This window comes from Jatrophihabitans sp. (assembly GCA_036389035.1).
Taxonomy (GTDB): domain Bacteria; phylum Actinomycetota; class Actinomycetes; order Mycobacteriales; family Jatrophihabitantaceae; genus Jatrophihabitans_A.
The window spans coordinates 109,439-134,085 of record DASVQQ010000012.1 but is presented as its reverse complement, the minus strand read 5'-3'; the positions used below and the strand labels follow the sequence as shown (position 1 = coordinate 134,085).

Annotated in this window: 21 protein-coding genes; 12 read left to right on the top strand and 9 right to left on the bottom strand. The window is 69.4% G+C overall.

The features are described 5' to 3' along the window. Both VF557_10795 and VF557_10790 read right to left on the bottom strand, forming a co-directional pair. Positions 1–2,069: DEAD/DEAH box helicase (locus tag VF557_10795; protein HEX8080687.1), on the bottom strand; the 2,069-nt coding region annotated here is incomplete at its 3' end. 56 nt (positions 2,070–2,125) lie between these two features. Next, positions 2,126–2,764, bottom strand: a complete 639-nt coding sequence (locus VF557_10790) for a GNAT family protein (protein HEX8080686.1) — start codon at positions 2,762–2,764, stop codon at positions 2,126–2,128. A 55-nt stretch (positions 2,765–2,819) separates the two neighbouring features. On the opposite strand from VF557_10790, the gene VF557_10785 reads away from it, so the two are divergent. The 4 genes from VF557_10785 (at position 2,820) to rny (ending at position 6,811) form a co-directional block, all read left to right on the top strand. Next, the gene (locus VF557_10785; GenBank protein HEX8080685.1) at positions 2,820–3,011 is read left to right on the top strand and encodes a DUF3046 domain-containing protein; all 192 of its coding nucleotides are present in this window, start codon (positions 2,820–2,822) and stop codon (positions 3,009–3,011) included. A 179-nt stretch (positions 3,012–3,190) separates the two neighbouring features. Beyond that, a complete protein-coding gene (gene recA, locus VF557_10780; protein HEX8080684.1) occupies positions 3,191–4,231 on the top strand; it encodes a recombinase RecA in 1,041 nt (346 codons plus the stop codon). A 5-nt stretch (positions 4,232–4,236) separates the two neighbouring features. After that, complete coding sequence (locus tag VF557_10775; GenBank protein ID HEX8080683.1) at positions 4,237–4,827, top strand: regulatory protein RecX; 591 nt, start codon at positions 4,237–4,239, stop codon at positions 4,825–4,827. A 271-nt stretch (positions 4,828–5,098) separates the two neighbouring features. Then, a complete protein-coding gene (gene rny / locus VF557_10770; protein HEX8080682.1) occupies positions 5,099–6,811 on the top strand; it encodes a ribonuclease Y in 1,713 nt (570 codons plus the stop codon). On the opposite strand, the gene VF557_10765 is transcribed toward rny, so the two are convergent. Continuing rightward, entirely contained in the window at positions 6,785–7,462 is a 678-nt protein-coding gene (locus VF557_10765) for a GNAT family N-acetyltransferase (protein HEX8080681.1), read from the bottom strand. The two genes, rny and VF557_10765, sit on opposite strands and share 27 nt — an antisense overlap. Positions 7,463–7,522: 60 nt before the next feature. Here VF557_10765 and miaB point away from each other — a divergent pair, with 60 nt between their 5' ends. Then, entirely contained in the window at positions 7,523–9,076 is a 1,554-nt protein-coding gene (miaB, locus tag VF557_10760) for a tRNA (N6-isopentenyl adenosine(37)-C2)-methylthiotransferase MiaB (GenBank protein HEX8080680.1), read from the top strand. 299 nt (positions 9,077–9,375) lie between these two features. Here miaB and VF557_10755 read toward each other — a convergent pair whose 3' ends face one another. Further along, complete coding sequence (locus VF557_10755; GenBank protein ID HEX8080679.1) at positions 9,376–10,560, bottom strand: DUF349 domain-containing protein; 1,185 nt, start codon at positions 10,558–10,560, stop codon at positions 9,376–9,378. A gap of 58 nt (positions 10,561–10,618) precedes the next feature. Between VF557_10755 and miaA the strand changes: the two genes are divergently transcribed. From miaA to tatA, 4 genes are all read left to right on the top strand, one after another. Next, positions 10,619–11,563, top strand: a complete 945-nt coding sequence (miaA, locus tag VF557_10750) for a tRNA (adenosine(37)-N6)-dimethylallyltransferase MiaA (protein HEX8080678.1) — start codon at positions 10,619–10,621, stop codon at positions 11,561–11,563. Next, positions 11,560–12,423 carry a diaminopimelate epimerase gene (gene dapF / locus VF557_10745; GenBank protein HEX8080677.1) on the top strand — a complete coding sequence of 288 codons (864 nt, stop codon included), beginning with the start codon at positions 11,560–11,562 and terminating at the stop codon, positions 12,421–12,423. Before miaA ends, dapF begins: the two co-directional genes overlap by 4 nt. Before the next feature lie 57 nt (positions 12,424–12,480). Then, the gene (gene hflX / locus VF557_10740; protein HEX8080676.1) at positions 12,481–14,004 is read left to right on the top strand and encodes a GTPase HflX; all 1,524 of its coding nucleotides are present in this window, start codon (positions 12,481–12,483) and stop codon (positions 14,002–14,004) included. A 74-nt stretch (positions 14,005–14,078) separates the two neighbouring features. After that, positions 14,079–14,450: a Sec-independent protein translocase subunit TatA gene (gene tatA, locus VF557_10735; GenBank protein ID HEX8080675.1), complete on the top strand. Its 372-nt coding sequence runs from the start codon at positions 14,079–14,081 to the stop codon at positions 14,448–14,450. A gap of 85 nt (positions 14,451–14,535) precedes the next feature. Here tatA and lexA read toward each other — a convergent pair whose 3' ends face one another. Next, positions 14,536–15,288: a transcriptional repressor LexA gene (gene lexA, locus VF557_10730; GenBank protein HEX8080674.1), complete on the bottom strand. Its 753-nt coding sequence runs from the start codon at positions 15,286–15,288 to the stop codon at positions 14,536–14,538. Between the two features lie 261 nt (positions 15,289–15,549). Between lexA and VF557_10725 the strand changes: the two genes are divergently transcribed. The 3 genes from VF557_10725 (at position 15,550) to VF557_10715 (ending at position 19,880) form a co-directional block, all read left to right on the top strand. Then, positions 15,550–16,107, top strand: a complete 558-nt coding sequence (locus VF557_10725; GenBank protein HEX8080673.1) for a LysM peptidoglycan-binding domain-containing protein — start codon at positions 15,550–15,552, stop codon at positions 16,105–16,107. A gap of 318 nt (positions 16,108–16,425) precedes the next feature. After that, positions 16,426–16,980 (top strand): transcriptional regulator NrdR, encoded by a 555-nt coding sequence (gene nrdR / locus VF557_10720; protein ID HEX8080672.1) that lies wholly within the window; start codon positions 16,426–16,428, stop codon positions 16,978–16,980. After that, positions 16,977–19,880, top strand: a complete 2,904-nt coding sequence (locus VF557_10715; GenBank protein ID HEX8080671.1) for a vitamin B12-dependent ribonucleotide reductase — start codon at positions 16,977–16,979, stop codon at positions 19,878–19,880. Before nrdR ends, VF557_10715 begins: the two co-directional genes overlap by 4 nt. A 530-nt stretch (positions 19,881–20,410) precedes the next feature. Here the strand turns inward: VF557_10715 and VF557_10710 are convergent. From VF557_10710 to VF557_10695, 4 genes are all read right to left on the bottom strand, one after another. Continuing rightward, positions 20,411–21,283 (bottom strand): hypothetical protein, encoded by an 873-nt coding sequence (locus VF557_10710; protein HEX8080670.1) that lies wholly within the window; start codon positions 21,281–21,283, stop codon positions 20,411–20,413. Positions 21,284–21,553: 270 nt separating this feature from the next. Next, positions 21,554–22,897: a HipA domain-containing protein gene (locus VF557_10705; GenBank protein HEX8080669.1), complete on the bottom strand. Its 1,344-nt coding sequence runs from the start codon at positions 22,895–22,897 to the stop codon at positions 21,554–21,556. Next, complete coding sequence (locus VF557_10700; protein HEX8080668.1) at positions 22,830–23,162, bottom strand: helix-turn-helix domain-containing protein; 333 nt, start codon at positions 23,160–23,162, stop codon at positions 22,830–22,832. The genes VF557_10705 and VF557_10700 overlap by 68 nt, the downstream gene beginning before the upstream one ends. 175 nt (positions 23,163–23,337) lie before the next feature. Further along, entirely contained in the window at positions 23,338–24,552 is a 1,215-nt protein-coding gene (locus tag VF557_10695; GenBank protein HEX8080667.1) for a hypothetical protein, read from the bottom strand. Positions 24,553–24,647 lie beyond the last annotated feature (95 nt).

Here is a 24,647-nt window from a genome sequence, read left to right as displayed (position 1 = left end):
GAGGCGACGTCGACGCCGTAGCGCTCGCGCAGCCGCGCGGCGAGCACCAGGGCCCAGGGGGCGTTGACCTGTGCGCCGAACGGCGAGTGCACCACGAGCCGCCAGTCGCCGAGCTCGTCGCGGAACCGCTCGACCAGGAGCGTGCGGTCGTCGGGGAGGTGCCCGGTCGCGGCCTTCTGCTCGGTCAGGTAGGCGACGAGGTTCGCCGCGCCCCACTCGTCGAGCCCCGCGGCACGCGCCCGCTCGAGTCCGGCCTCCGGCGTGGCAGAGCCCACCTCGCGGAGGAACGCGCCGAGCGCCCGCCCGAGTTCGAGCGGCCGGCCGGGCGCGTCCCCGTGCCAGAACGGCATCTTCCCGGGCTGCCCCGGTGCCGGCGTGACCAGCACGCGGTCGTGGGTGATGTCCTCGATCCGCCAGGACGACGAGCCGAGGAGGAAGACGTCGCCCACGCGGGACTCGTAGACCATCTCCTCGTCGAGCTCGCCGACCCGCCGGCCGGCGCCCTCGGCGGCGGCCAGGAACACCCCGAACAGGCCGCGGTCGGGAATGGTGCCGCCCGAGGTCACCGCAAGCCGCTGCGCGCCGGCCCGCCCGGTCAGCTCGCCGCTGATCCGATCCCAGACCAGCCTGGGCCGCAGCTCGGCGAAGGCGTCGGAGGGGTAGCGGCCGGCCAGCATGTCCAGCACCGCCTCGAGCGCGGACCGGGGGAGGGTGGCGAAGGACGCGCTGCGCCGGATCAGCCGTTCCACCTCGTCCACCGTGACGGTGTCCAGCGCGACCATCGCCACGATCTGCTGGGCCAGCACGTCCAACGGGTTTCGGGGGTAGCGCATCGACTCGATCTGGCCGTCGCGGATCCGCTCGGCCACCACGGCGCATTCCAGCAGGTCGCCGCGGTACTTGGGAAAGATCACGCCGCGCGACTCCGCGCCCACCTGATGCCCGGCGCGACCGAGCCGCTGCAGGCCCGCGGCCACCGAGGGCGGTGACTCGACCTGCACCACCAGGTCGACCGCACCCATGTCGATGCCCAGTTCCAGCGACGAGGTGGCGACCACCGCCGGGATCCGGCCGGCCTTCAGCTCCTCCTCGACGATCTGGCGTTGCTCGCGCGACACCGAGCCGTGATGCGCCCGGATGTCGGCGACCCGCTCGGGATCGCGTTCGCAGGCCAGGTCGTTGAGCCGCGCCGTCAGCCGCTCGGCCAGCCGCCGGGAGTTGGCGAAGACGATGGTCGAGGTGTGGCTGTCGATCAGGTCCAGCACCCGCTCCTCGACGTGCGGCCAGATCGAGGCCCGACGCTGCGGGTCCTGCCCGGTGTCGGGCTGGCCGTCGTCGAGTCGGGTCAGGTCCTCGACCGGCACCACCACGGACAGGTCCAGTCGCTTGACGGTCTGCGGCTGGACCACGGTCACGGCCCGGCCGCCGGCCAGGAAGGTGGCGACCTCTTCGATCGGCCGTACGGTGGCGGACAGGCCGATCCGCTGCGCGGGCTGCTCGAGCAGCGCGTCGAGCCGTTCCAGGCTCACCGCCAGGTGGGCGCCCCGCTTCGTCGCCGCGACCGCGTGCACCTCGTCGATGATGACGGTCTCGACGCCGACCAGGGCCTGCCGGGCCGCGGAGGTGAGCAGCAGGAACAGCGACTCCGGCGTGGTGATCAGGATGTCGGCGCCGTGCCGGGCGAAGGCCCGCCGGTCCTCGGCCGAGGTGTCGCCCGAACGCATCGCGACCTCGATCCTGGGCTCGGGCAGCTCCAGCCGGCGGGCGGCCTGGGAGATGCCCACCAGCGGTGAGCGCAGGTTGCGTTCCACGTCGGCGGCCAGCGCCTTCAACGGGCTGACGTAGAGCACCCGGCAGCGCCGGTTCGGATCGTCGGGCACCGGCAGCGCGGCCAGCCGGTCGATCGCGGACAGGAACGCGGCCAGCGTCTTACCGGAACCGGTAGGCGCCACCACCAGCGTGTGCTCGCCCTTGGCGATGGCCTGCCAGGCCCCGGTTTGGGCATCGGTCGGGCTTTCGAAGGCACCCTCGAACCAGGCGGTGGTCGCCGGCGCGAACAGGGTGTCCATCCCTCTAGTGTGCGCGTCGGGTACGACAGGGCTCGCTGTGGCCGCCCGGTTCCGGGTCAGCGGCTCAGACTGGCCCGGAGCCGGTCGCGGGCCGCCGGCCAGTCCTCGTCGGTCATGGCGTATTGAGCGGTGTCACGCCAGGTGCCGTCGGCTCTGATCCGGTGCTTGCGGAGCACGCCCTCGAAGGTCGCGCCCAGCCGTTCGATCGCCGCCCTGGACCGCTCGTTGAGCACGTCGGTGTGCCACACGACCCGGGCGGCCGCCAGCACGTCGAACGCCTGGCTGAGCAGCAGCAGCTTGGACTCGGTGTTGTGACCGGTGCGCCACCACCGCCTGCCGAGCCAGGTGTAGCCGATCGCCAGCGTCCGCAGCTCAGGCCGCACCTCGTAGTAGCTGGTGGTGCCCAGCACCTCACCGGTGCCGGAGTCGAGCTGGGCGAAGGGAAACCGGTCCCCGCGGGCCCGGGCCGCCAGCGCGGCCAGGATCTCGGCGCGGGCCAGTTCGGCGGTCACCGGGACGGGCGCCCTGCCCAGCCAGCGGTACACCTGATCGGCGCCGCCGTCGGAGCGCACCGCCGCGGCGTATCCCTCGGCGTGCTCGGGCTGTAGCGGCACCAGCGTGACCAGGGTTCCGGACAGCGCCTCCTGGGAGTACCAGCGGTCAGGCTCGGGGGCGGGGGCGGCGGGAACCGGCATGGGGAGATCTTGCCTGAGCGCCGCGCCCTGCCGCACGGGCATTAGTGTTCAGGGCGTGCGATTGAGTGAGTTCTGGCAGCGGATGGAAGCCCGGTTCGGGTCGACCTACGCCCATTCGCTGGCCGCGGACTACCGGGTGACCGCGTTGGGAGCGACCGTCAACGACGCGATCGCCCGGGGGGACTCGCCGAAGTCGGTGTGGCGCGCGATCTGCCAGGAGTTCGACGTCCCGCAGCGCCTGCGCTGACCGTCGCCGGCCGGCTCGACGACAAATTGATACCGGCGTGTCGCCGTCAATCGAACACTTGTTCGCTAATCTGGGGAACGAGCGCGTGTCGTCCACAGATGTGCTTCGCCGGCGAAAGTGTCGGTGGTCAGATCTAGCGTTGCTCTCAACAGAACAGCCAAATGAGAGAGGTACCAAAGATGGCCGCAGCATTCGACCGCGACAAGGCTCTTGAGGTCGCACTGGGTCAGATCGACAAGCAGTTCGGCAAGGGCTCGGTCATGCGGTTGGGCGAGCGGCCCTACGTGCCCATCGAGGTGATTCCGACCGGGTCGATCGCGCTGGACATCGCACTCGGCATCGGTGGCCTGCCGCGCGGCCGGATCGTGGAGATCTACGGCCCCGAGAGCTCGGGCAAGACGACCGTGGCCCTGCACGCCGTGGCCAATGCCCAGGCTGCCGGCGGGGTGGCGGCGTTCATCGACGCCGAACACGCCCTGGACCCCGAGTACGCCCGCGCGCTCGGTGTCGACACCGACGCCCTGCTGGTCAGCCAGCCCGACACCGGCGAGCAGGCGCTGGAGATCATGGACATGCTGATCCGCTCGGGCGCCCTGGACATCATCGTCGTGGACTCGGTCGCCGCGCTGGTGCCCCGCGCCGAGATCGAGGGCGAGATGGGCGACAGCCACGTGGGCCTGCAGGCGAGGTTGATGAGCCAGGCGTTGCGCAAGATCACCGGCGCGCTCAGCAACTCCGGCACCACCGCGATCTTCATCAACCAGTTGCGCGAGAAGATCGGCGTCATGTTCGGCTCGCCCGAGACCACCACCGGTGGCAAAGCGCTGAAGTTCTACTCGTCGGTGCGCCTGGACGTCCGCCGTATCGAAACCCTCAAGGACGGTGGCGAGGCGGTAGGCAACCGCACTCGGGTCAAGGTCGTCAAGAACAAGGTCGCCCCGCCGTTCAAGCAGGCGGAGTTCGACATCGTCTACGGCCAAGGAATCAGTCGTGAAGGCTCGTTGATCGACGTCGGCGTCGATCAGGGCATCGTTCGCAAGTCCGGCGCCTGGTACACCTACGAAGGCGACCAGCTAGGCCAGGGCAAGGAGAACTCCCGCAACTTCCTGCGTGACAACCCCGACCTCGCCGAGGAGATCGAGAAGAAGATCAAGGAGAAGCTCGGGGTGGGCGCGCAGGTGACCGAAGTGGCGCCGCTGCCGGCTCCGGTGGACTTCTAGCGTCAATGGCTCGCTCGCGTTCGGCGGGTGGCGGCGCCTTTGCGCCGCCCGCCGAGCCCTCCGACCTCGACGCCCGGCTAGCCGATCCCGACGCCGACCCCGAAAGTGCCGCCCGGACGATCTGCTTGCGCCTGCTGACCGCGCGCGCCCGCACCCGGGCCGAGCTGCACCAGGCGCTCGCCGCGCGCGGCGTTCCTGAGCAGGCCTCGACCAAGGTGCTGGACCGGCTGGCCGACGTCGGGTTGGTGGACGATCACGCGTTCGCCGGTGACTACGTCTCGTCCCGGCAGCGTGATCGAGGGCTGGCGGTACGAGAGATCAGCCGCCAGTTGCGGGACAAGGGCGTCGACGAGACCGTGATCACGGCCGCCGTGAGCGGGATAGGGCCCGAGGCGGAGGCGGCGGCCGCCCGGCAGTTGGTGGCGCGCAAGCTCCGCTCGATGACCCGACTGGCACCCGAGGTCAAAACGCGCCGTTTGGTGGGAATGCTGGCGCGCAAGGGTTATTCGCCGTCAATGGCCTTTCAGGTGGTTCGGGACGCTGTCGGCGCGTCAGGTGAGGACACTGGGCCCGATGAGACCGCATGGCTGGCTTGACCCTGTGCCTCATCGTTCATAACCTCACAAGATCAGGAGACTGGATGCGTTGCGCCCACGCGCAGCGCACTGACATACAAAGCGTCATGTTTGCCCGTTGACCGTCGTCACATCGAGGACCGAAGGAGACAGTGAACGCCGCCCGCTGCGCTAGCGGAAGGCGCCTCCATTCTGTGTTCGCATGGGCGGCCGGCCCACGGCTTCCGCCTCCTGCAGTGCTGTCGCGACGGGTCTTGACTGACGCGTCGCCTCCGCGAGAGGAGGACGTTCAGTGAGCCACTTGAGTGAGTTCGCGGCTATCGCCGCCATATTTGTGTTGATCCTCATCCTCGGTCTTCGATTCCTGTCGCTCTACGCCGGCCGCTCCGGAGCTGGCGAGGCCACCGCCAAGCAGGCGGCGATGAACGGCCCCGACCGGGTGGCCGAAGCCGAAGCTGAAGCCGAATCCATCCGGCAGCGCGCGATGAAAGACGCCGACGCCGCTCGCCGGGCCGCCGACGCCGAGATCGAATCCCTGCGCAGAGCAGCCCAGACCGAGGTGGCAGCCGCCCGAGCCAGCGGTGACGCTGCCAAGGCGCGCGCCGAGACGGCTGCCGCTGACCTGATCGCCGATGCCAGGCGCACCGCCGAGCGGGAGTCCCAGCTTCAGCTGACGGCGCTCGCGACGCGTGAGCAGGAGCTGGCGACGCGCGCGCAGAGCCTGGACCGGCGCGAGTCCGAGCTGGACTCGGCGGTGCGTGAGATCCAGGCCCGCCGGGCCGAACTCGAGGCCGAGGGCGCCGCGTTGGAGGAGTTGCGCTCCGAGCTGGCCGCGGCGACGGTCCGCCACGAGCTCGAGCACACCGCCGCTCTGGAGCGGGTGGCCGTGCTGACCACCGAAGAGGCCAAACTCGAATTGCTCAGCTCGGTCGAGGCCGCCGCCCGCCGCGACGCCGCGAACCTGGTTCGCTCGATCGAGACCGAGGCGCGCGCCGAGGCCACCGACCGGGCCCGGGCCATCGTGGTCGACGCGGTTCAGCGCGTAGCCAGCGAGCAGACCACCGAGACCGTGGTCAGCGTGTTGCACCTGCCCAGCGACGAGATGAAGGGCCGCATCATCGGCCGCGAGGGCCGCAACATCCGGGCCTTCGAGTCGGTCACCGGGGTCAATGTGATCATCGACGACACCCCCGAAGCCGTCCTGCTGTCCTGCTTCGACCCGGTTCGCCGAGAGGTCGCCCGGATCACCCTGGAAAAACTGGTGCTGGACGGCCGGATCCACCCGCACCGCATCGAAGAGATCTACGAGACGGCCAAGGTCGAGGTCGACGAGCTGTGCCTGCGAGCCGCCCGCGACTCGCTGGCCGAGATCGGCATCACCGACCTCGACGAGCGGCTGATCCCCACCCTGGGGCGGTTGAAGTACCGGACCAGCTACGGCCAGAACGTGCTGGGACACCTCATCGAGACCGCTCACATCGCCGGCATCATGGCCAGCGAGCTCGGTCTGGAGACGAGCCTGATCAAGCGGGCGGCCTTCCTGCATGACATCGGCAAGGCCCTCACCCACGAGGTGGAGGGAAGCCACGCCATCATCGGCGCGGACCTGCTGCGCAAGTTCGGCGAGAGCGAGGCGGTCGCGCATGCCGTCGAGGCCCATCACAACGAGGTGCAGCCAAAAACCGTCGAAGCCGTGTTGACCCAGGCGGCTGACGCCTGCTCGGCGGCCCGTCCCGGCGCCCGGCGCGAGTCGCTGGAGGTCTACGTCAAGCGGCTCGAGCGGATCGAGCAGATCGCCACCGCCCGCCCAGGGGTGGAGCGGGTCTTTGCCATGCAGTCCGGCCGCGAGGTTCGGGTGATGGTGCTGCCCGAGCAGGTCGATGACCTCGCCGCCGGTGTCATCGCCCGCGAGGTCGCCAAGCAGATCGAGGACGAGCTGACCTATCCCGGCCAGATCAGGGTGACCGTCGTGCGCGAGTCACGAGCCACCGAGGTCGCCCACTGACCTCGCGGGCTGCCGGCTGACCAGCCGGCGCCGGTAGACCGCGGTCGGCCCGATCGGGCGGCCGTCCGGGTCCGGTATCTCCTTCACCGCGACCAGTTCGAACCCGTTCTTCTCCAGAACGCGTCGAGAGGCGGCGTTGGCGACCTCCGGATCCACCACGAAGCCGGCCACCGTCGCATCGCTGTCCCGGACGAGCCCGACCAGTGCCGCGATCAGCCGGGTGCCGATTCCGTGGCCGCAGAGGTCCGCGGAGCCGATGAGGTAGTCGAAGCCGGCCTCGTCCGGATCGGCTCCCACGCTCCGGGCGTGGTCGGGGTAGTCGCTCCAGCGACACCACTGGGCATAGCCGAACGGGCCGGTGGGCAGCTCGGCGATCAGGGCGTGCGTAGGTTCGCTGCCTTCGATGCAGGGCAGGTACTCGGCCCGGACCCGCGCCGGGTCGCTGGGCTCGTGCCACCAGCGCTCGACGTGCGCGGCAGCGAACCACTGGCCCAACAGCGGCAGGTCGGCCACGGTCAGGGGCCGCAGCCGGATAGGAGCGGGTTGCTCCTGGTGGCAGGTGGCGAGCCCGATCTCGGCGGCAGCTCCTGGGACCGGGCCGTGTTCGGCGGCGGCCGGCCCGGGTGCAGCCGGCTTGGCGGTGGCGGCCATGAGCAAGAGTAGGCCGCCTGGTCAGCGCCGGGTGGTGCGGCCTCGTACTCTTGAGCCGATATGAACGCCGCCCCCGGTACCGAGTCCCGCGCCGACCTCACCGGCCTCCCGAGTGCCGGTGACCCGTGCGCCGGTGACCCGCGTGCTGGCGACTCCGGCGCCGGTGACCTCGCCACCGGACCGACCTACGCCATCCGCACCTACGGCTGCCAGATGAACGTCCACGATTCCGAACGGTTGTCCGGGCTGCTGGAACGGGCCGGGTACCGCCGGGCTGCCGACCAGAGCGGCCGGGAGGCCGACCTGGTGGTCTTCAACACCTGCGCGGTGCGCGAGAACGCCGACAACCGGCTCTACGGAAACCTCAGCCAGCTGGCGCCGGTGAAAACCGCCCGTCCGGGCATGCAGATCGCCGTCGGCGGCTGCCTGGCGCAGAAGGACCAGGCTGCCGTGCTGCAGAAGGCGCCCTGGGTCGACGTGGTCTTCGGCACCCATAACCTGGCCAGCCTGCCGGTACTGCTCGAACGCGCCCGGCACAACGGCGAGGCCCAGGTCGAGATCCTCGACGCCCTGGCCAACTTCCCCTCCGACCTGCCCAGCCGGCGTGACTCGGCCTTCTCGGCGTGGGTGTCGATCTCGGTGGGCTGTGACAACAGCTGCACGTTCTGCATCGTGCCCAGCCTGCGCGGCAAGGAGACCGACCGGCGCCCCGGCGACGTGCTGGCCGAGATCGAGGCGCTGGTGGCCGAGGGCGTCACCGAGATCACCCTGTTGGGCCAGAACGTCAACTCCTACGGCCGCTCGTTCGGTGACGCGCTGGCCTTCGGCAAGCTGCTGCGCGCCTGCGGACGTGTCGAGGGCCTGGACCGGGTGCGTTTCACCAGCCCGCACCCCCGCGACTTCACCGATGACGTGATCGCCGCGATGGCCGAGACCCCCAATGTCTGCCCGCAGCTGCACATGCCGATGCAGTCCGGCTCGGACGCGGTGCTCAGGTCGATGCGGCGCTCCTACCGGCAGGCCCGCTACCTCGACATCATCGACAGAGTGCGCGCGGCGATGCCGCACGCGGCCATCACCACCGACATCATCGTCGGCTTTCCGGGTGAGACCGAGCAGGACTTCGAGCAGACCCTGGACGCCGTCCGGCGAGCCAGGTTCGCCAGCGCGTTCACCTTCCAGTACTCGCCGCGGCCCGGCACGCCGGCAGCGACCATGCCGGACCAGATTCCGAAGGCCGTGGTGCAGCAGCGCTACGACCGGCTGATCGAGCTGCAAGAACAGATCAGCTGGGACGACAACAAGCGGCTGGTCGGCGCCGACGTCGAGGTGCTGGTCAGCACCTTCGGCGGCAAGAAGGATGCCGCGAACGAGCGCATCTCCGGGCGGGCCCGTGACGGGCGGCTGGTGCACGTCGGCGCCGGCGCGCCGTCGCCAGTGGGGTATCAGGCCGGTGACGTGGTGACGGCCCGGGTCAGCTATGCCGCCCCGCACCACTTGGTGGCCGACGGCGGCATCTCGGCGCACCAGAAATGGCGAGGGCCCTCCGGACTCACCAAACCCGCCGCGAAACCAGCTACGCCGCTGCTGAGCATCGGCCGCCGGCCGGCCTAGCCCAGCCGGCCCAGCTCAGCAGGACTAGCTGGACTGCTCGTTCCTTGATGCCGGCACTGGCCATCAAGGTGATCGACGGCGTCATCGAAGTCGTCTCCGAGGGGAGCTGGCGGCACTTTCCCGTCGGGCATTCCGAGGCCAACCGCGGCTGAGCGAGCCATCCGCTCCTGCCGCCCACCCGGCTCCGGCCGAGCGAGCCATCCGTTCCTGCCGCCCACCAGGCCCGGCCCCCAAACCGGCCTGGCCCCAAAACTGGCCTGGCCCCTATCCGGCCCGGCCCCTGAACCGGCCTGGCCGACCTACTCCGGCAGCAGCGCCTTGCGCCTGCTGACCTCGGCCTCGGCCTTGGCGATGCGCTGCGGGTCCCCGGACGCCTGGGCCTTGGCAAGCTTGGCCTCGGCCTCGCTCAGGCGTTCCTTCAACTGCGCCAGGAACGGGTTGGACTCGGTCGCCCCGCGCTTCCACTCGGCGTCGAGTGCCTCGCGGACCCGCTGCTCGGCGGCGCGCATCCTGGTCTCGAGCCGCTGCATGGAATCGCGCGGAACGTGGCCGAGCGTCTCCAGCTTCTCCTGCAGGTCGCGCAGCGCCACCTGGGCCTGCCGCGGATTGCTCACATCGAGCGCGGCGGCCTCGGCGATGATCGATTCCTTCTCCTTCAGGTTCTGGCTCTGCTCGGCGTCGCGCTCGGCGAACACTCCGGAGCGCCGTTCGAAGAACACGTCCTGAGCGGCTCTGAACCGCTTCCACAGCGCGTCCTCGGTGCTGCGGTTGGTCCGCGGAGCGACCTTCCACTCGTTCATCAGTTCCTTCAACGCCGCCGAGGTCTCGCGCCAGTCCTCGGAGCTGGACAGCTCCTCGGCCCGGGCCACCAGCTTCTCCTTGATCGACTTGGCGGCGTCGCGCTCGGTGTCGAGGTTGGCGAAGTGGCTGCCGCGACGCTTGCCGAAGGCGTCGCGGGCGGCGGCGAACCGCTTCCACAGCGCGTCATCGGTCTTGCGGTCGATCCCCTTGATCAGCTTCCATTCCTCGACGATGGCCCGCAGCCGGTCACCGGCGGCCTTCCACTGGGTGGAGCTCTCAGCGATCGTCTCGGCCTCGACCGCCAGCGCTTCCTTCTTGGCGATGGCCTCGGCCCGGGCGGCGTCGCGCGCCTCGGCAAGCTCGCCCATCTTGGCGTCGGCCGCGGTGATCAACGTGACGAGCCGGGTGTCGAGCGTGGCCAGGTCACCGACCGCCGCGACCGTGGGCAGCGAGGCGTGCAAGGTCATGGCTTGGGACTTGGTGGCCTTGGGATCGCCGGCGCCGGACTCCAACCGCTTGGCCAGCAGGTTGATCTCCGTCTGCAGATCCTCATACCTGCGGATGTAGTAGGCCAGCCCGGCCTCGGCGTCGCCGGCCTGCCACGAGCCGACCTCCCGTTCACCCTCGGCGGTCCTGACGAACACCGTGCCGGCCTCGTCGATACGTCCCCATTCCGTACTCATATTCAGCATTAGACACGACTGGAGACTGCTACGGTGCAGCCGGATAGCCTCTTGCAACGTGACTGACACCGATGCGGGGCCACCCGGACGTCCGGTGGTGGCGATCGTCGGTCCGACCGGAACCGGAAAATCCGACCTTGCGGTGGCGCTGGCCCGGCGAATCGGCGGCGAGATCATCAACGCCGACTCCATGCAGCTCTACCGCGGCATGGACATCGGCACCGCCAAGCTGCCGCCGGCCGAGCGGGGCGGCGTGGCGCACCACCTGCTCGACGTCTGGCCGCTGACCAAGTCCGCGGCCGTCGCCGAATACCAGCGGCTGGCCCGGGCCGCGATCGCCGACATCACGAGCCGGGGCCGGACCCCGGTGCTGGTCGGCGGCTCCGGCCTCTACGTGCGGGCCACCCTGGACCGGCTGGAGTTCCCCGGGGAGTCGCCCGAGATCAGGGCGCGGCTGGCTGCTGAGCTGGCCGAGGCCGGCCCGGCGGCCCTGCACGTTCGGCTGGCACGGCTGGACCCGGCCGCCGGAGCGGCGATCCTGCCGTCCAACGGCCGCCGCATCGTGCGGGCGCTGGAGGTCATGGAGCTCACCGGCGGCCCGTTCACGGCCAGGATGCCGGCCTTCGAGTCGATCTATCAGACGGTGCAGATCGCGCTGGAGCACCCTGACCTGGAGAACCGGGTGCGGCTGCGGGTGGATCGGATGATGGCCGGGGGGCTGCTCGACGAGGTGCGCCGGCTGCTGCCGCTCGGGCTGCGGGACAGCCCCACCGCGGGCAAGGCGCTGGGCTACCAGCAGTTGCTCGCGGTGCTCGACGAGCAGGGCGAGTTGCGCGGTGACCTTGCCGACGCCGTCGAGCTGACCGTTCGCGGGACCTGGCGGTTCGTGCGCCGGCAGCGGTCCTGGTTCCGTCGGGACCCGCGGCTGCACTGGCTGGACGCCGCGGCGCCCGACGTTCTGGACACGACGCTCGCGCTGTTGCCCGCTAGGCTCAGAACGTGAACCGCAAAATGACGGTGATGAAGGGCCATGGCACCGAGAACGACTTCGTGGTGCTGCCCGACCTGGACGCGGTGATCTCGATGTCGCCGTCGATGGTGCGCGCGCTGTGCGACCGGCGGGCCGGCATCGGGGCCGACGGCGTGCTGCGGGTGACCCGGACCGAGCTGGCCACCGAGCCGGACGTCCGCGCTCAGGCCGGGGTGGCCGAGTACTTCATGGACTATCACAACGCCGACGGCACGATCGCGGAGATGTGCGGCAACGGGCTGCGGGTGTTCGGGCGTTACCTGCAGCGGTTCGGGCTGGTCGACTCGGCCGACGGCGCCAACCTGACGGTGGCGACCCGGGGCGGGCCGAAGGCGCTGAGCTTCGACGGCGAGCACTTCACCGCCGAGTTAGGACCGGCGACCATCCGCTCGGAGCGGCCGCGGGTCAGCGCCGCCGGGCTGCTCGGCGAGTACGAGTCGGTGGCCCTGGACCTGCCCAATCCCCATGTGGTCGTGCAACTGCCCTCGGCGCAGGACCTGGAGGCGTTGCGGCTGACCGAGCCGCCGCGGGTCCTCCCCGGCCTGCCGGAGGGCCAGAACGTCGAATTCGTGGTGCGCCTGGGGCCGGACCGGCTGCGGATGCGGGTGTACGAGCGTGGCTCGGGCGAGACCCGCTCCTGTGGCACCGGAATCTGCGCCGCGGTGGTGGTGGCGGCCGGCGAGCAGGCGGGCCAGGGGGAGTGGACGGTCGAGGTGCCGGGCGGCGAGTGCCGGGTCTGGTGGAACGCCGCGGGCAACCTGATGCTGGCCGGGCCGGCCGTCCTGGTCGCCAGTCTGGAGCTGTCGCCGGAGTGGCTTGCCGCGCACCGGTAGCGGCTCAGCAGGAAATAACTTCGCATTCCGGCCGGTAAGGCTGTCACCATGTAGGCAATGACTGCTTACCGACGAACTGACTCCCAGGCCGGGCCGACCGCTGTCGAGCCGGTCGATGACATAGAGCTTGCCGACGACATCGAGCTGGCCGACGACGAGCTGGCCGACGACGACGAGCTGGCCGACGAGCCGGACTACACCCTCGGCGAGTACGACCTGTCCGACCGGGCCGCGCTGCGCCGGATCGCCGGGCTGTCCACCGAGCTCACCGACATCACCGAGGTCGAGTACCGCCAGCTGCGCCTGGAACGGGTGGTGCTGGTCGGGGTCTGGACCACCGGCACCCTGACCGAGGCCGAGAACTCGATGCACGAGCTGGCCCGGCTGGCCGAGACCGCCGGCTCGGAGGTGCTCGACGGCCTGGTGCAGCGCCGGGATCGCCCGGATCCGGCGACCTACATCGGCTCGGGCAAGGCCAAGGAGCTGCGCGACATCGTGGCCGCCACCGGCGCCGACACCGTCATCTGCGACGGGGAGCTCACGCCTGGCCAGCTGCGCCAGCTCGAGCAGGTCGTCAAGGTCAAGGTGGTCGACCGGACGGCGCTGATCCTCGACATCTTCGCCCAGCACGCCCGGTCCCGCGAGGGCAAGGCACAGGTGGAGCTGGCGCAGTTGCAGTACCTGGTGCCGCGGCTGCGCGGCTGGGGCGAGTCGCTGTCCCGGCAGGTCGGCGGCCGGGCGACCAACGGCGTCGGGATCGGCGGTCGCGGGCCGGGTGAGACCAAGCTGGAGATCGACCGCCGCCGGATCACCGCCCGGATGGCCAAGTTGCGCAAGGAGATCTCGGGCATGAAGACCGCCCGGGACGTCAAACGCTCGCGGCGCACCAACAAAGAGGTGCCCTCGGTGGTGCTCGCCGGCTACACCAACGCGGGCAAGTCCTCGTTGCTGAACCGGCTCACCGGCGCCGGCGTGCTGGTGGAGAACGCGCTGTTCGCCACCCTGGATCCCACCGTCCGGCGGGCCGAGACCACCGACGGCCGCGTCTACACGCTGTCCGACACGGTCGGCTTCGTCCGTCACCTGCCGCACCAGCTCGTCGAGGCCTTCCGGTCCACGCTGGAGGAGGTCGCCTCGGCAGACCTGATCCTGCACGTGGTGGACGCCTCCGACGATGACCCCGAATCGCAGATCCGCGCGGTGCGTGAGGTGCTCTCGGACATCGACGCCCTTGACGTGCCGGAGCAGATCGTGTTCAACAAGGCCGACGCCGCCGATGCCGAGACCCAGCTGCGGCTGCGCAGCCTGGTGCCGGACGGGCTGTTCGTCTCGGCGCTGACCGGCGCGGGGATGGCCGAACTGGAAGCGCTCATCGAGTCCAAGCTGCCACGCCCCGAGCAGGCCGTCCTGGTGCTGCTGCCCTACACCCGGGGTGACCTGGTCGCCCGGATCCATGCCGACGGCGAGGTGTTGACCGAGGAGCACACCGGTGAGGGGACGCTGATCAGCGCGCGGGTCCGGGCGGATCTGGCCGCCGCGCTGGATGAATTCTCGGCGGCGGTGCCGGCCCGGGAACGGTGAACTCCGATGTTTGCGCCAGTACCGCGTAGGCTTGCCTGCAGTAGGTGTCCCGAAGCTGTGCAGGGAGAGTAATCATGGGCTGGCAATCGCCGTCGCACTGGGTGATCATCGCTTTGGTCGTGCTGGTGCTCTTCGGATACAAGAAGCTGCCGGAAATGTCGCGCTCGGTCGGCCGGTCGCTGCGGATCTTCAAGACCGAGATCAAGGGTATGGACGCCGACGACGCGGCTCGCAACTCCGCCGAGGCACCCCCTGCCACGACGTCCGGCACCACGACGTCCAGCGCTGTTCAGCCGCCTGCGGTCAACGCGAACGGTCAGCCGGCAGCGACCGGTGAGCCGGTCGTGGCCCACCCCGTCGTTCCGCCGCAGGCGATCACTCCCTCGGCCCCGGTGGCGCTGCCGCCGGCCGAGGAGGAGTCGCCTCAGCAGCGGACGCAGGCCTGAGTCTCTCTAGAGCCTGACTTCTCTGGCGAAGTCTGCCCCGGACGCAACTGTCCGGGGCAGACTCAGACGGTCTTGACGGCCTGGGTCAGACCTTGCGCAGCACGGCCACGACCCGGCCGAGAATGGTCGCCTCGTCGGCGGGAATCGGTGAGTAGGCCTCGTTGTGCGGCAACAGCCAGGCATGGCCGTCGCGGCGCCGCAACGTCTTGACGGTGGCCTCGCCGTCGATCATGGCCGCGACGATCTCGCCGTTGTCGGCGTTGGGCTGCTGGCGCACCACGACCCAGTCACCGTCGGCGATAGCGGCGTCCACCATCGAGTCACCCCGGACTCGCAACAGGTAGAGGGTGCCCTCGCCGACCAGGGTGCGCGGTAGCGGGAAGACATCCTCGACGACCTGCTCGGCCAGGATGGGGCCACCGGCCGCGATCCGCCCGATCAACGGCACCATCACCGCCTCGGGGGCGTTGGCGTTCAGCGCGTCGTCGCCCACCGGGTGCATCCCGAAGTGGCCGGAGGTCGGCTCGTCCTGCTCCTCCGGAGACCGGACGTCCAGCGCCCGTGGCTTGTTCGGGTCTCGCCGGATGAAGCCCTTCTGCTCCAGGACGGCGAGCTGGTGGCTGACGCTCGAGGTCGACTGCAACCCGACCGCGTCACCGATCTCGCGCATGCTCGGCGGAAAGCCGCGCTGTGCCACGGTGTTGCGGATGACGCTCAGGATCGTCCGCTGCCGGGCGGTCAGCCCATCGCCGCGGTCGTGGTCGGGGAACTCGGCGATGCTGCTGTTCCTGGGTCGTCCCGGACCTCGTCGTAATGGTGGCTTGGGCGGCTTGGGCACCGGAGTCTCCCTGTCTCTATCTGGCCTGACGGCCGGTCTGGGCGTCATCGAGGGCGACTCCCTCAATGGCGTGTCGTCCGGGGACGAGCGTGCCGACCGTAGCGCCGCAGGGGTAACGATTCAAACACCTGTTCGAATCGGCGTGTCGCGATTCTGGTTTCTGTCGGAGGCTTGTAGTAGACATCGGTACAGACGTTCGATCGAACGAATGTTCGATCTCCAGCGTAACTGGCCCCGGTCAGATTCAGTGAGGAGCACGGCATGTCAGTCGCAACAGAGTTCCCTCCGGCGGCGCCCATTCCCGCTCGTGCCCGGCAATTACCGCGGGCCGGGGCGGCTGCCCCGCCGGCCGACCGGCCCCGGCTGTGGCTGGTCCCACCGGGCGAGCGGTGCGCGCCCTCGAGCGGCCGGTGGGACGGGGCACGGCGCGGCACGGGTCGGGTCGCCCGGCCGTCGGTCCGGCTCATCAGCTCCGCGCGGACGCCGGCCCAGCTGGTTCCGGTCGGCTCCAGCGCTGCGCGGGTGCAGTCCCGCCCGCTGCGACTGACCCGGCGGGGAGTCGTGGCGATCGCGCTCGGCGTCGCTGTCGTCGGCGGGCTGCTGCTGCTCGTGGCGCACCTGTCGGCGAGCCCGTCGGCAGCCGCTCCGGCCGCCCCGGCCGGCGCCGTGGTCACCGTTCAGCCGGGAGACACCCTCTGGTCTATCGCCGGCCAGGTCGCTCCGGGCCGTGACCCGCGCGCGGTGGTCGAGCGAATTCGGGAGTCCAACAACCTCACCTCGGTGTCCTTGATTCCTGGCCAAGCCCTCAAGGTCGGCTAAAGGTTGAGTGGTTCGGAAATGTCGCCGGAAAACTCCTCTTACACGGTTGGAATTTACTTCCAGCGTGCCTCTTGCGGAAGACTTGGCCAGGCTCTAACGTTCTACATGTAGTAGTTACAAGCATGTACTTCGTCCACAAGTTGGGGTTTGGTAGTCCACAGGCCATCAACACCTGAGCAGGGCCATCCACGGTCCGTCCCCAGGTTGTTGACAGTTCCCTGTTGACGACAGCCCCGCGGCGGATGTCGAGCAGGTCCGTGGAGCCCCGCAGAAAGCGTTCTGCGCCGCACGCGGTTTTAACGTAGGGGAGGCACTGGGATGCGGTGCCCGTACTGCCGTTACCCGGACTCACGGGTGGTGGACTCTCGCGAGCAGGACGAGGGCCAGGTCATCCGGCGCCGGCGCAGCTGCCCCGATTGCGGCAAGCGGTTCACCACGGTCGAAGAAGCGACCCTGGCCGTCATCAAGCGCAGCGGGGTGACCGAGCCGTTCAGCAGGCAGAAGGTCATCACCGGCGTCCGGCGGGCGTGTCAGGGCCGGCCGGTCGACGAGGACGCCCTCGCCCAGCTGGCCCAGACCGTCGAAGAGGCGATCAGGGCCACCGGAGCGGCCGAGGTGCCCGCGCCCGAGGTCGGTCTGGCGATCCTCGGCCCGCTGCGCGCGCTGGACGAGGTCGCCTACCTGCGCTTCGCCAGCGTGTACCGCTCATTCAGCTCCATCGAAGACTTCGAGAAGGCGATCAGCGAGCTGCGCGCCGAGCATCGCCTCGATCGCTCCGGCGAGGCCCCGGTAGCCACCCAGGCGGCCGCGCCACGTCAGTCATCAGCACAACCACACGGGATCACCAAGGAAAAGGGGCACAGCGGGTTATGACCGAAGTTGTCGAAGGCGGGTCCAGCGGCGGTTCTTCCTCGAAGAACGCCGGCAAGCCGGCTGGTTCCAAGCACGCCGGTGAGGCGCGCGCGTTGAAGGTCAGCGCGAAGGACCAGCCGGTGTATCCCGCCAATGGCCTGGTGATCGAGCGCGTCTACACCACCGAGGGAGTGCACCCCTTCGACGAGCTCGACTGGGAGCGCCGCGACGTGGTCATGACCAACTGGCGCGACGGCTCGGTCAACTTCGAGCAGCGCGGGGTCGAGTTCCCCACCTCCTGGTCGGTCAACGCCGCCAACATCGTCACCACCAAGTACTTCCGCGGCGCGGTCGGCACCGAGCAGCGCGAGTGGTCGCTCAAGCAGCTCATCCACCGGGTGGTGCACACCTACCGGGTGGCGGGCGAGGAGTACGGCTACTTCCGCTCGGCATCCGACGCCGAGATCTTCGAGCACGAGCTGACCTGGATGCTGTTGCACCAGGTGTTCAGCTTCAACTCCCCGGTCTGGTTCAACGTCGGCACCACCTCGCCGCAGCAGGTCAGCGCCTGCTTCATCCTGGCCGTCGACGACACCATGGACTCGATCCTCAACTGGTACCGCGAAGAGGGCCTGATCTTCAAGGGCGGCTCGGGCGCCGGGTTGAACCTGTCGCGGATCCGCTCCTCGAAGGAGCTGCTGTCCTCCGGTGGCACCGCCTCGGGCCCGGTCAGCTTCATGCGCGGCGCGGACGCCTCGGCCGGCACCATCAAGTCCGGCGGCGCCACCCGGCGGGCCGCCAAGATGGTCGTGCTCGACATCGACCACCCCGACATCGTCGAGTTCGTCGAGACCAAGGCCCGCGAGGAAGACAAGATCCGGGTGCTGCGCGACGCCGGCTTCGACATGGACCTCGGCGGCAGCGACATCACCTCGGTGCAGTACCAGAACGCCAACAACTCCGTCCGGGTGTCGGATGAGTTCATGCACGCCGTCGAGGAGGGTGGCCAGTTCGGCCTGCGAGCCCGCTCCAACCACGAGGTCATCGAGACCATCGACGCCAAGCAGCTCTTCCACAAGGTCGCCAAGGCGGCCTGGGAGTGCGCCGACCCGGGCATCCAGTACGACGACACCATCAACGACTGGCACACCAACCCCGAGTCGGGTCGGATCACCGCGTCCAACCCGTGCTCGGAGTACATGAGCCTGGACAACACCTCCTGCAACCTGGCGTCGCTGAACCTGATGAAGTTCCTCGGCTCCGACGGCGCGGGCAACTCCTTCGACTCGGCCAAGTTCGTCAAGGCCGTCGAGCTGATCATCACCGCGATGGACATCTCGATCTGCTTCGCCGACTTCCCGACCGAGGCGATCGGCGTCAACACCCGGGCCTACCGGCAGCTGGGTATCGGCTACGCCAACCTGGGCGCGCTGCTGATGGCCTCGGGGCTGGCCTATGACTCCGACGCCGGCCGGGCGATGGCGGCCGCGATCACCTCGCTGATGACCGGCACCGCCTACCGCCGCTCGGCCGAGCTGGCCGGTGTGGTCGGCCCGTACGACGGCTTCGCCCGCAACGCCGAAGGCCACGCCCGGGTGATGCGCAAGCACGCCGCCGCCAACGACAGCGTGCGGTTCTTCCACCAGACCGACAAGGCGGTGCTGGCCCGGGCCACCGAGGAGTGGGCCTCCTGCCTCAAGATCGGAGCCGTCAACGGCTGGCGCAACGCCCAAGCTTCGGTGCTGGCGCCGACCGGCACCATCGGTCTGATGATGGACTGCGACACCACCGGCATCGAGCCGGACCTGGCCCTGGTGAAGTTCAAGAAGCTGGTCGGCGGCGGCTCGATGCAGATCGTCAACCAGACGGTGCCGCGGGCGCTGCAGGCGCTGGGCTACCAGCAGGAGCAGGTCGAGGCGATCGTCGAGTTCATCGCCGAGCACGGCCACGTCCAGGACGCTCCGGGGCTCAAGCTCGAGCATTACGACGTCTTCGACTGCGCGATGGGCGCCCGGGCCATCAAGGCGATGGGCCACGTCCGGATGATGGCCGCGACCCAGCCGTTCATCTCCGGCGCGATCTCCAAGACGGTCAACCTGCCTGAGTCGGCGACTATCGACGACATCGCCGACGTGTACTTCCAGGGCTGGAAGCTGGGCCTGAAGGCGCTGGCGGTCTACCGCGACAACTGCAAGGTGGGCCAGCCGCTGTCGGCCGGCAAGGAGGCCAAGAAGGCGGGCGCGGTGACGGCCGAGCCGGTCGTCGACCACCGCCCGATCCGCAAGCGGCTGCCCAAGTCACGGCCCTCGCGGACGGTGTCCTTCGCCGTCGGCGGCGCCGAGGGCTACCTGACCGCCGGCTCCTACCCCGACGACGGCCTCGGCGAGGTCTTCCTCAAGCTCGGCAAGCAGGGTTCGACGCTTGCCGGCGTGATGGACGCGTTCTCGATCGCGATCTCGGTCGCGCTGCAGCACGGCGTGCCGCTGGAGTCCTACGTCTCGAAGTTCACCAACATGCGCTTCGAGCCGGCCGGCCTGACCGATGACCCGGACATCCGGATGGCGCAGTCGATCGTGGACTACATCTTCCGGCGGCTGGCGCTGGACTACCTGCCCTTCGAGACCCGCAGCGCGCTGGGCATCTACACCGCCGAGGAGCGGGCCCGGCAGCTGGACACCGGCAGCTACGCCCCGGCCGAGGACGACCTGGAGGCGCTGGCGCAGTCGGCTCCGGTCACCGAGCCCAAGCCAGCCGGGATGCCGGAGTCGATGTCGACGGTGCACAGCTCGACCGAGTTGCTGGAGTCGATCATCGGCACCTCGGCCGACGCCCCGCTGTGCATGAACTGCGGCACGAAGATGCGGCCCGCGGGCTCGTGCTTCGTCTGCGAAGGCTGCGGGAGCACGTCCGGCTGCAGCTAAACACCGAAGCAGCTGTGCATGCCGATGTCCATCACGTACGACCCGGCGCCCCGGCCTCGCACCCAGCGAGGCGGGGCGCCGTCCGTGCCCTAGGTGTCAGCTTCGGGGCGCGGGCGTAACCCGGGCGGACCCTGTCTGCCGGACTTCGAGGTGAGGTGCCAGTAGCGACGGCACGTCGGGCACAGATAAGCCCTGGTCGGTGCTGTGCGCTGGCGGGCCGTGGCGCGGCGCTGAGTCGCCCGCAGCGCCAGCAGCGCCTGATGTTGGGTCGGATAAGCCTTCTTAAGGCAGTCGTTCACGTCGGATGTCCCTCGACATCAGGACGGGCCCCGGCTCATCTCCGGCTCTCCCGCCAAGGACGGCGCCTGACGACGCGGTCCCGCGGCACACCTGATGGTGCGTCTGTATGGCAAGACCCTACCGTCCGGGCCTAGCTGCGCAGAGTAGACCAACTCAGGGGCGGTGCATCGGAGAGTGAGCCCGCGAGTATCCGGGGCTGACTGCTGACCGCCCGCTATCGCTGAGCAGCTTCAGGCTCGCGACCACACATTGGTGTCGGTGTCCCTGCGCCACGGCGTGGGTCCGCCCGCGACCCGGAGGACGTCGGCGAGCCAGAACGTCGCGTCGGGTGGCCACCCCGCCAGCACAGTCGCGGTGCCCTCGTCCACCGGCAACGCCCGTCCGGCGGTGGTCAGGTAGCCGGCAACGCTGAGATGGACAGCGTCCCAATCCTCGGCAACCAAAGGCCAATCAGGCATCGCCCAGCTGCCGTCCCGGCCCGTCGTTCGCCACCAGTCGCCACGCTTGGTGGTGGCCGTGACCTCCAGCGGGTACCGGCGAACCAGGTTCATCCAGTCCTCCGGGGCGCCCAGTTCGAGAACCCTGACCTCGCGGGTCGCAGACACCTGCCAGGAGGTCGCCGAGGTCCAGCCGAACGAGTCCTCCACGAAGACCAGGCCGGTTGGCAGCGGCGGCTGTCCGATCGAGCGGGCAGTGCTCACCCCGGGCCGCGTGATGGGCGCTGACCACCATGCGCCGCTGACCATTTTCCAATCGACCGCAACGCCGCCTGCGGCCATGTCAGCTGCGGACCACCAGGTGCCGTCGAGCCATTTCCCAGCGGCTGGACCGTCGGCTGTGCCGGAGCCATACAACTCGCCGGAGTGCTCGAGGCTGAGCCCGTCCACGGCTGTCCGCAGGCCGGTCAGCGTCGGCTTGTGCTCCCACTGTGGCGAGTCCCCGTCAAGAAACTGGACGAGGTGCTGATCGTCGAGGTCGATCGGGCTGGTCCACCAACTCGTCACGGGACTGGCCGCGATCGCCTCGGCGGTGTCCTGCAGCCGGGTCCGCCATTCGCCGGACCCCAAAGCGGCGTCGAGGTCGTGGGGAGGTTGCCAGTACATCCCCCAGTCGCAAGCTTCAGCGATGGCCGTTATCGCTGCCTGGCTGTCGACCTCCGTCCGGCCGAGGGTCGCTGGCGCCGACTGGTCAGCCGATCCCTTCATGAGCTCGTAGCAGACCCGGCGGCCACGAGGTCCGCTAAGGAGGTCGCCGGCGTCCATGGCGATCAGCATGGCGCCGCGCCCGAGCGTCGTCAGCTCAATTACCCGGCGCCTGGGTTATCCGGCCGCCGGACATGCGAGGTGGCTGCCGCAAGGCCGCACACCGGCTTATTAGTCAGCGTGGATGTAGGGATTGAGGATCTGCCGTTGCCACAGCTGCCTTTTCTCCTGCGCTGTAAGGCCAGCAGCCTCAGCGGCCGTGTCCCACTGCTCGTTGATGACGGTGACGCACCGCTCGATGATCTCCTCTGCCTCGGCTCGGCTGAGCAGGTACACCTCGGCCGCGCTTCGACACACAGCCAGCCGGCTGGCGCGCTGCCCATCCCTGCCGATCGCCATGGCCTGGTTGGCTTCGGTACCCGAGCGGAGTTGGGGGCACAGGTCATAGGCCGGAGTGAGGGTGAGCATGGTGCCATCCCAGAACGCGGCGTGATTGCGCGCGTGGTCGTCGGTATTGCCGACGCAGATGTTGAAGACGATCCGGGCGAACAGCTCACGCAGCGTCGCGGCCGGGCTGGTGAACCGCTGACGGATGAGGTCGGCCAGCGCAGGGTAGGTCGCGTAGCGCCCCATCATCTCGTCCAGGCCGAGCATGGTCAGGGCCGAGACGAGCATTCGCCGCTGGCCCGGAACTTCGACGCGATCGAAACGCTCGACCAGCAGCACGTCACGGCCGAGGCAGGTAGTCACTTCGGTGTGCGGCACCTCCAGTCCGACACGGCGCGCCAGCTCCATCGCGACGCCCTCAGCCTTGACCACTGGATACGGGTCGGTCGTGGAGGACAGCTTCGCGATGACGTGGCGACCGCTGTCGTGGACCAACACCTTCGGCCGCGCTCCGCCGATGGAGGTGCCGTGTAACAAGGCCGTCGCGAGCTCGGGGGAGAGCTCCTCGCCGGCCTGCAGCTTGTCCGCGGCGATCTGCATTTCCTCCAGCGTCGCGGTGCCCAATCGCGGCGTGTAAGTGGCGGCACTGGCCTGAAAGTCCAGGCCGCCGATGCGATCGGAGCCGGACTCGAGCAGGTAGGTCAGCAGCCCGAGTTCCGCGGTGTCACTGTCACGGTCAAGGTGCCCGGTGTGCCGGGCGAGGATGACGCGCTGCCCCCAGGCATCGGGTCCGGCGTCTCTGATGCAGCCCGCGACGGTGAGACCACTGCCGGGCCTGATCGGACCCGGCTGCAGCGGCAGCTCCGGCAGGTAGACAGCGATGGCGTCAGCGCGGGCCAGGTAGGAGCGCCCGTAGGTGAACAGGACCACCTCGCCTGCGACGTCGAGCCGGCCAGCGACGATCGGCTCCGTCGCGCCGGGCAGCCAGACCCAGACGAACGCGCTTTCGGGAGCAGGCGTGACACGAGTACTGGTCATCGGGTGGTCACCAGCCCCGGGCTCAGAAGTCGTCGTCGATGGGGGTGGCCGGCTGCCGCACGCGTGCCGGCAGCAGGGCCAGCCGATCACGGCCGCCCGCGAGCAGCTCGGGGAGTTCGGCAGGGCTGGCGCCGAACAGGTCGATGCCGAGGATGGTGGTCAGCTCGAATACCGTTCCGATAGCGACCGTTGGCGTGCCGGCCTCGGCTGCCCGAACGGTGATGCGCGAGACCCCGGCGCGCTCGGCGAGTTCATTGATGGTCCAGCGCCGTGCGCGTCGGGCCCGCGCAATCTCCAGCCCGAGCAGGCGGGCAGCGTCCACTGTCTGCTGCGAGTACGTGCGCACTTGACTCATCGACCCTCCCAGATGGCAACTGTAGCAGCTTTTAACCCGCTAAAGTCAGCTGTGAAAGCCATAGGGAGGACATTGCGACTGTCAGCACGAAGCTGGACGCCGCCTGATGCAGCCCGACGAGATCCCCGGGGTCAGCTGTTGTGCGTGACTTCTTCGCCTGAGCGAACACACCGTCTCAGATGCAGCTCCGCCAGCCCTTGACGTCGACGATCAGGGTGATCGGCGCGCTGCTGTTGTTGCGGATCTGGACATTCTGCTTGTCACCGCTGGCCACCATCAGCATCCGCTGCCTGGTGTGGTGAGCTGCGAAGGTGATGGTGGCCGCGCCATCCCAGGCGACGCTGTCCGGCCAGGCCGAGATCGAGCCACCGGTGCTCGGGGTCAGCACGGTCACGTTCATCAAGGGCGCGCAGATGCCGTCCCTGGTGTTGCCGTTCGCCAGATCCGCGATGGGCAGCTGCACCGTGCCGCCCGGCGGCACCGGCGCCTGCCCGACGCCCCGGCTGTCATAGACGCGCCAGTGGCCGCCCGCGAAGAAGTGATCGAAACGCCCCGGGTCGGTGACATTGAGCCCGGTGTAGTAGCCGACCACATCGGCGATCACGTGGACGGCCGCCGCGCTGTTGTTGCGGAGCGCTAGCCCGCCGCTGTCGTCCAGCAGCTCCAGGAGCTGGCCCTGCTCGGTCTGGCCGGCGGCGAAGCTCATGGTGGAGGTCTTCACAGCCAGGTCGGTCCCTCCCACCGTCAGCGACCCGGACCGGCTGGGCGTCAGCACCGTGAAGTTGACGACCACCCCCATCTGTCCTGTGGCGGCATCCTGCGCCGGGATGCCGCCTCGGCCGCCCACCTGAAAGGTGCGCGTCTGGCCGGCGGCCACCGGCTGACCGGTGCGGGTGTCCAGCAGCCGGGTCGGCGTCATCGGCTGGTACTCGCCGTAGAAGTCCCCGAAACCGCTCCTGTGATAGCCGAGGATGTCGACGATCAGCACCAGCGAGCTGGCGGTGTTGTTGCGGATGTCGATCAGGCCGTTCGCGCCGACCGGGACCGTCTCGAAATTCTGGTTGGTCAGACCGGCCTGGAAGCTCATGGTCGCGCCGGACCAACTGGTGCCGTCGGCGAACACCGTGATGGAACCCGTCACGGCCGGCGTCAGCACCGTCAGGTTCACCGAGACGGCCACCACGTTGATGGCATGGCGGTCGCCCACATCGTTGACCTGCACCTTGGCGGTGGCCTTGGCGGGGATCGCCCCCGACACCCGGCTGTCCAGCGCCCGGATCCGGCTGACCGCGGAATAGAAGCCGGACGGGCCGATGGGGCCGGCGGACGAGCCGATGGCGCCGGCGGACGAGCCACTCGCGGCCACCGCAGCGCCGGGTGTGGACAGCACCGGAACGACAAGGCACACGGCCAAAGCCGCGAGAGCTACGCGCATCGCACACCCCAAGGAGAGACTGCCTGCAGGAAGGGGCCAGAGCTCAGGCC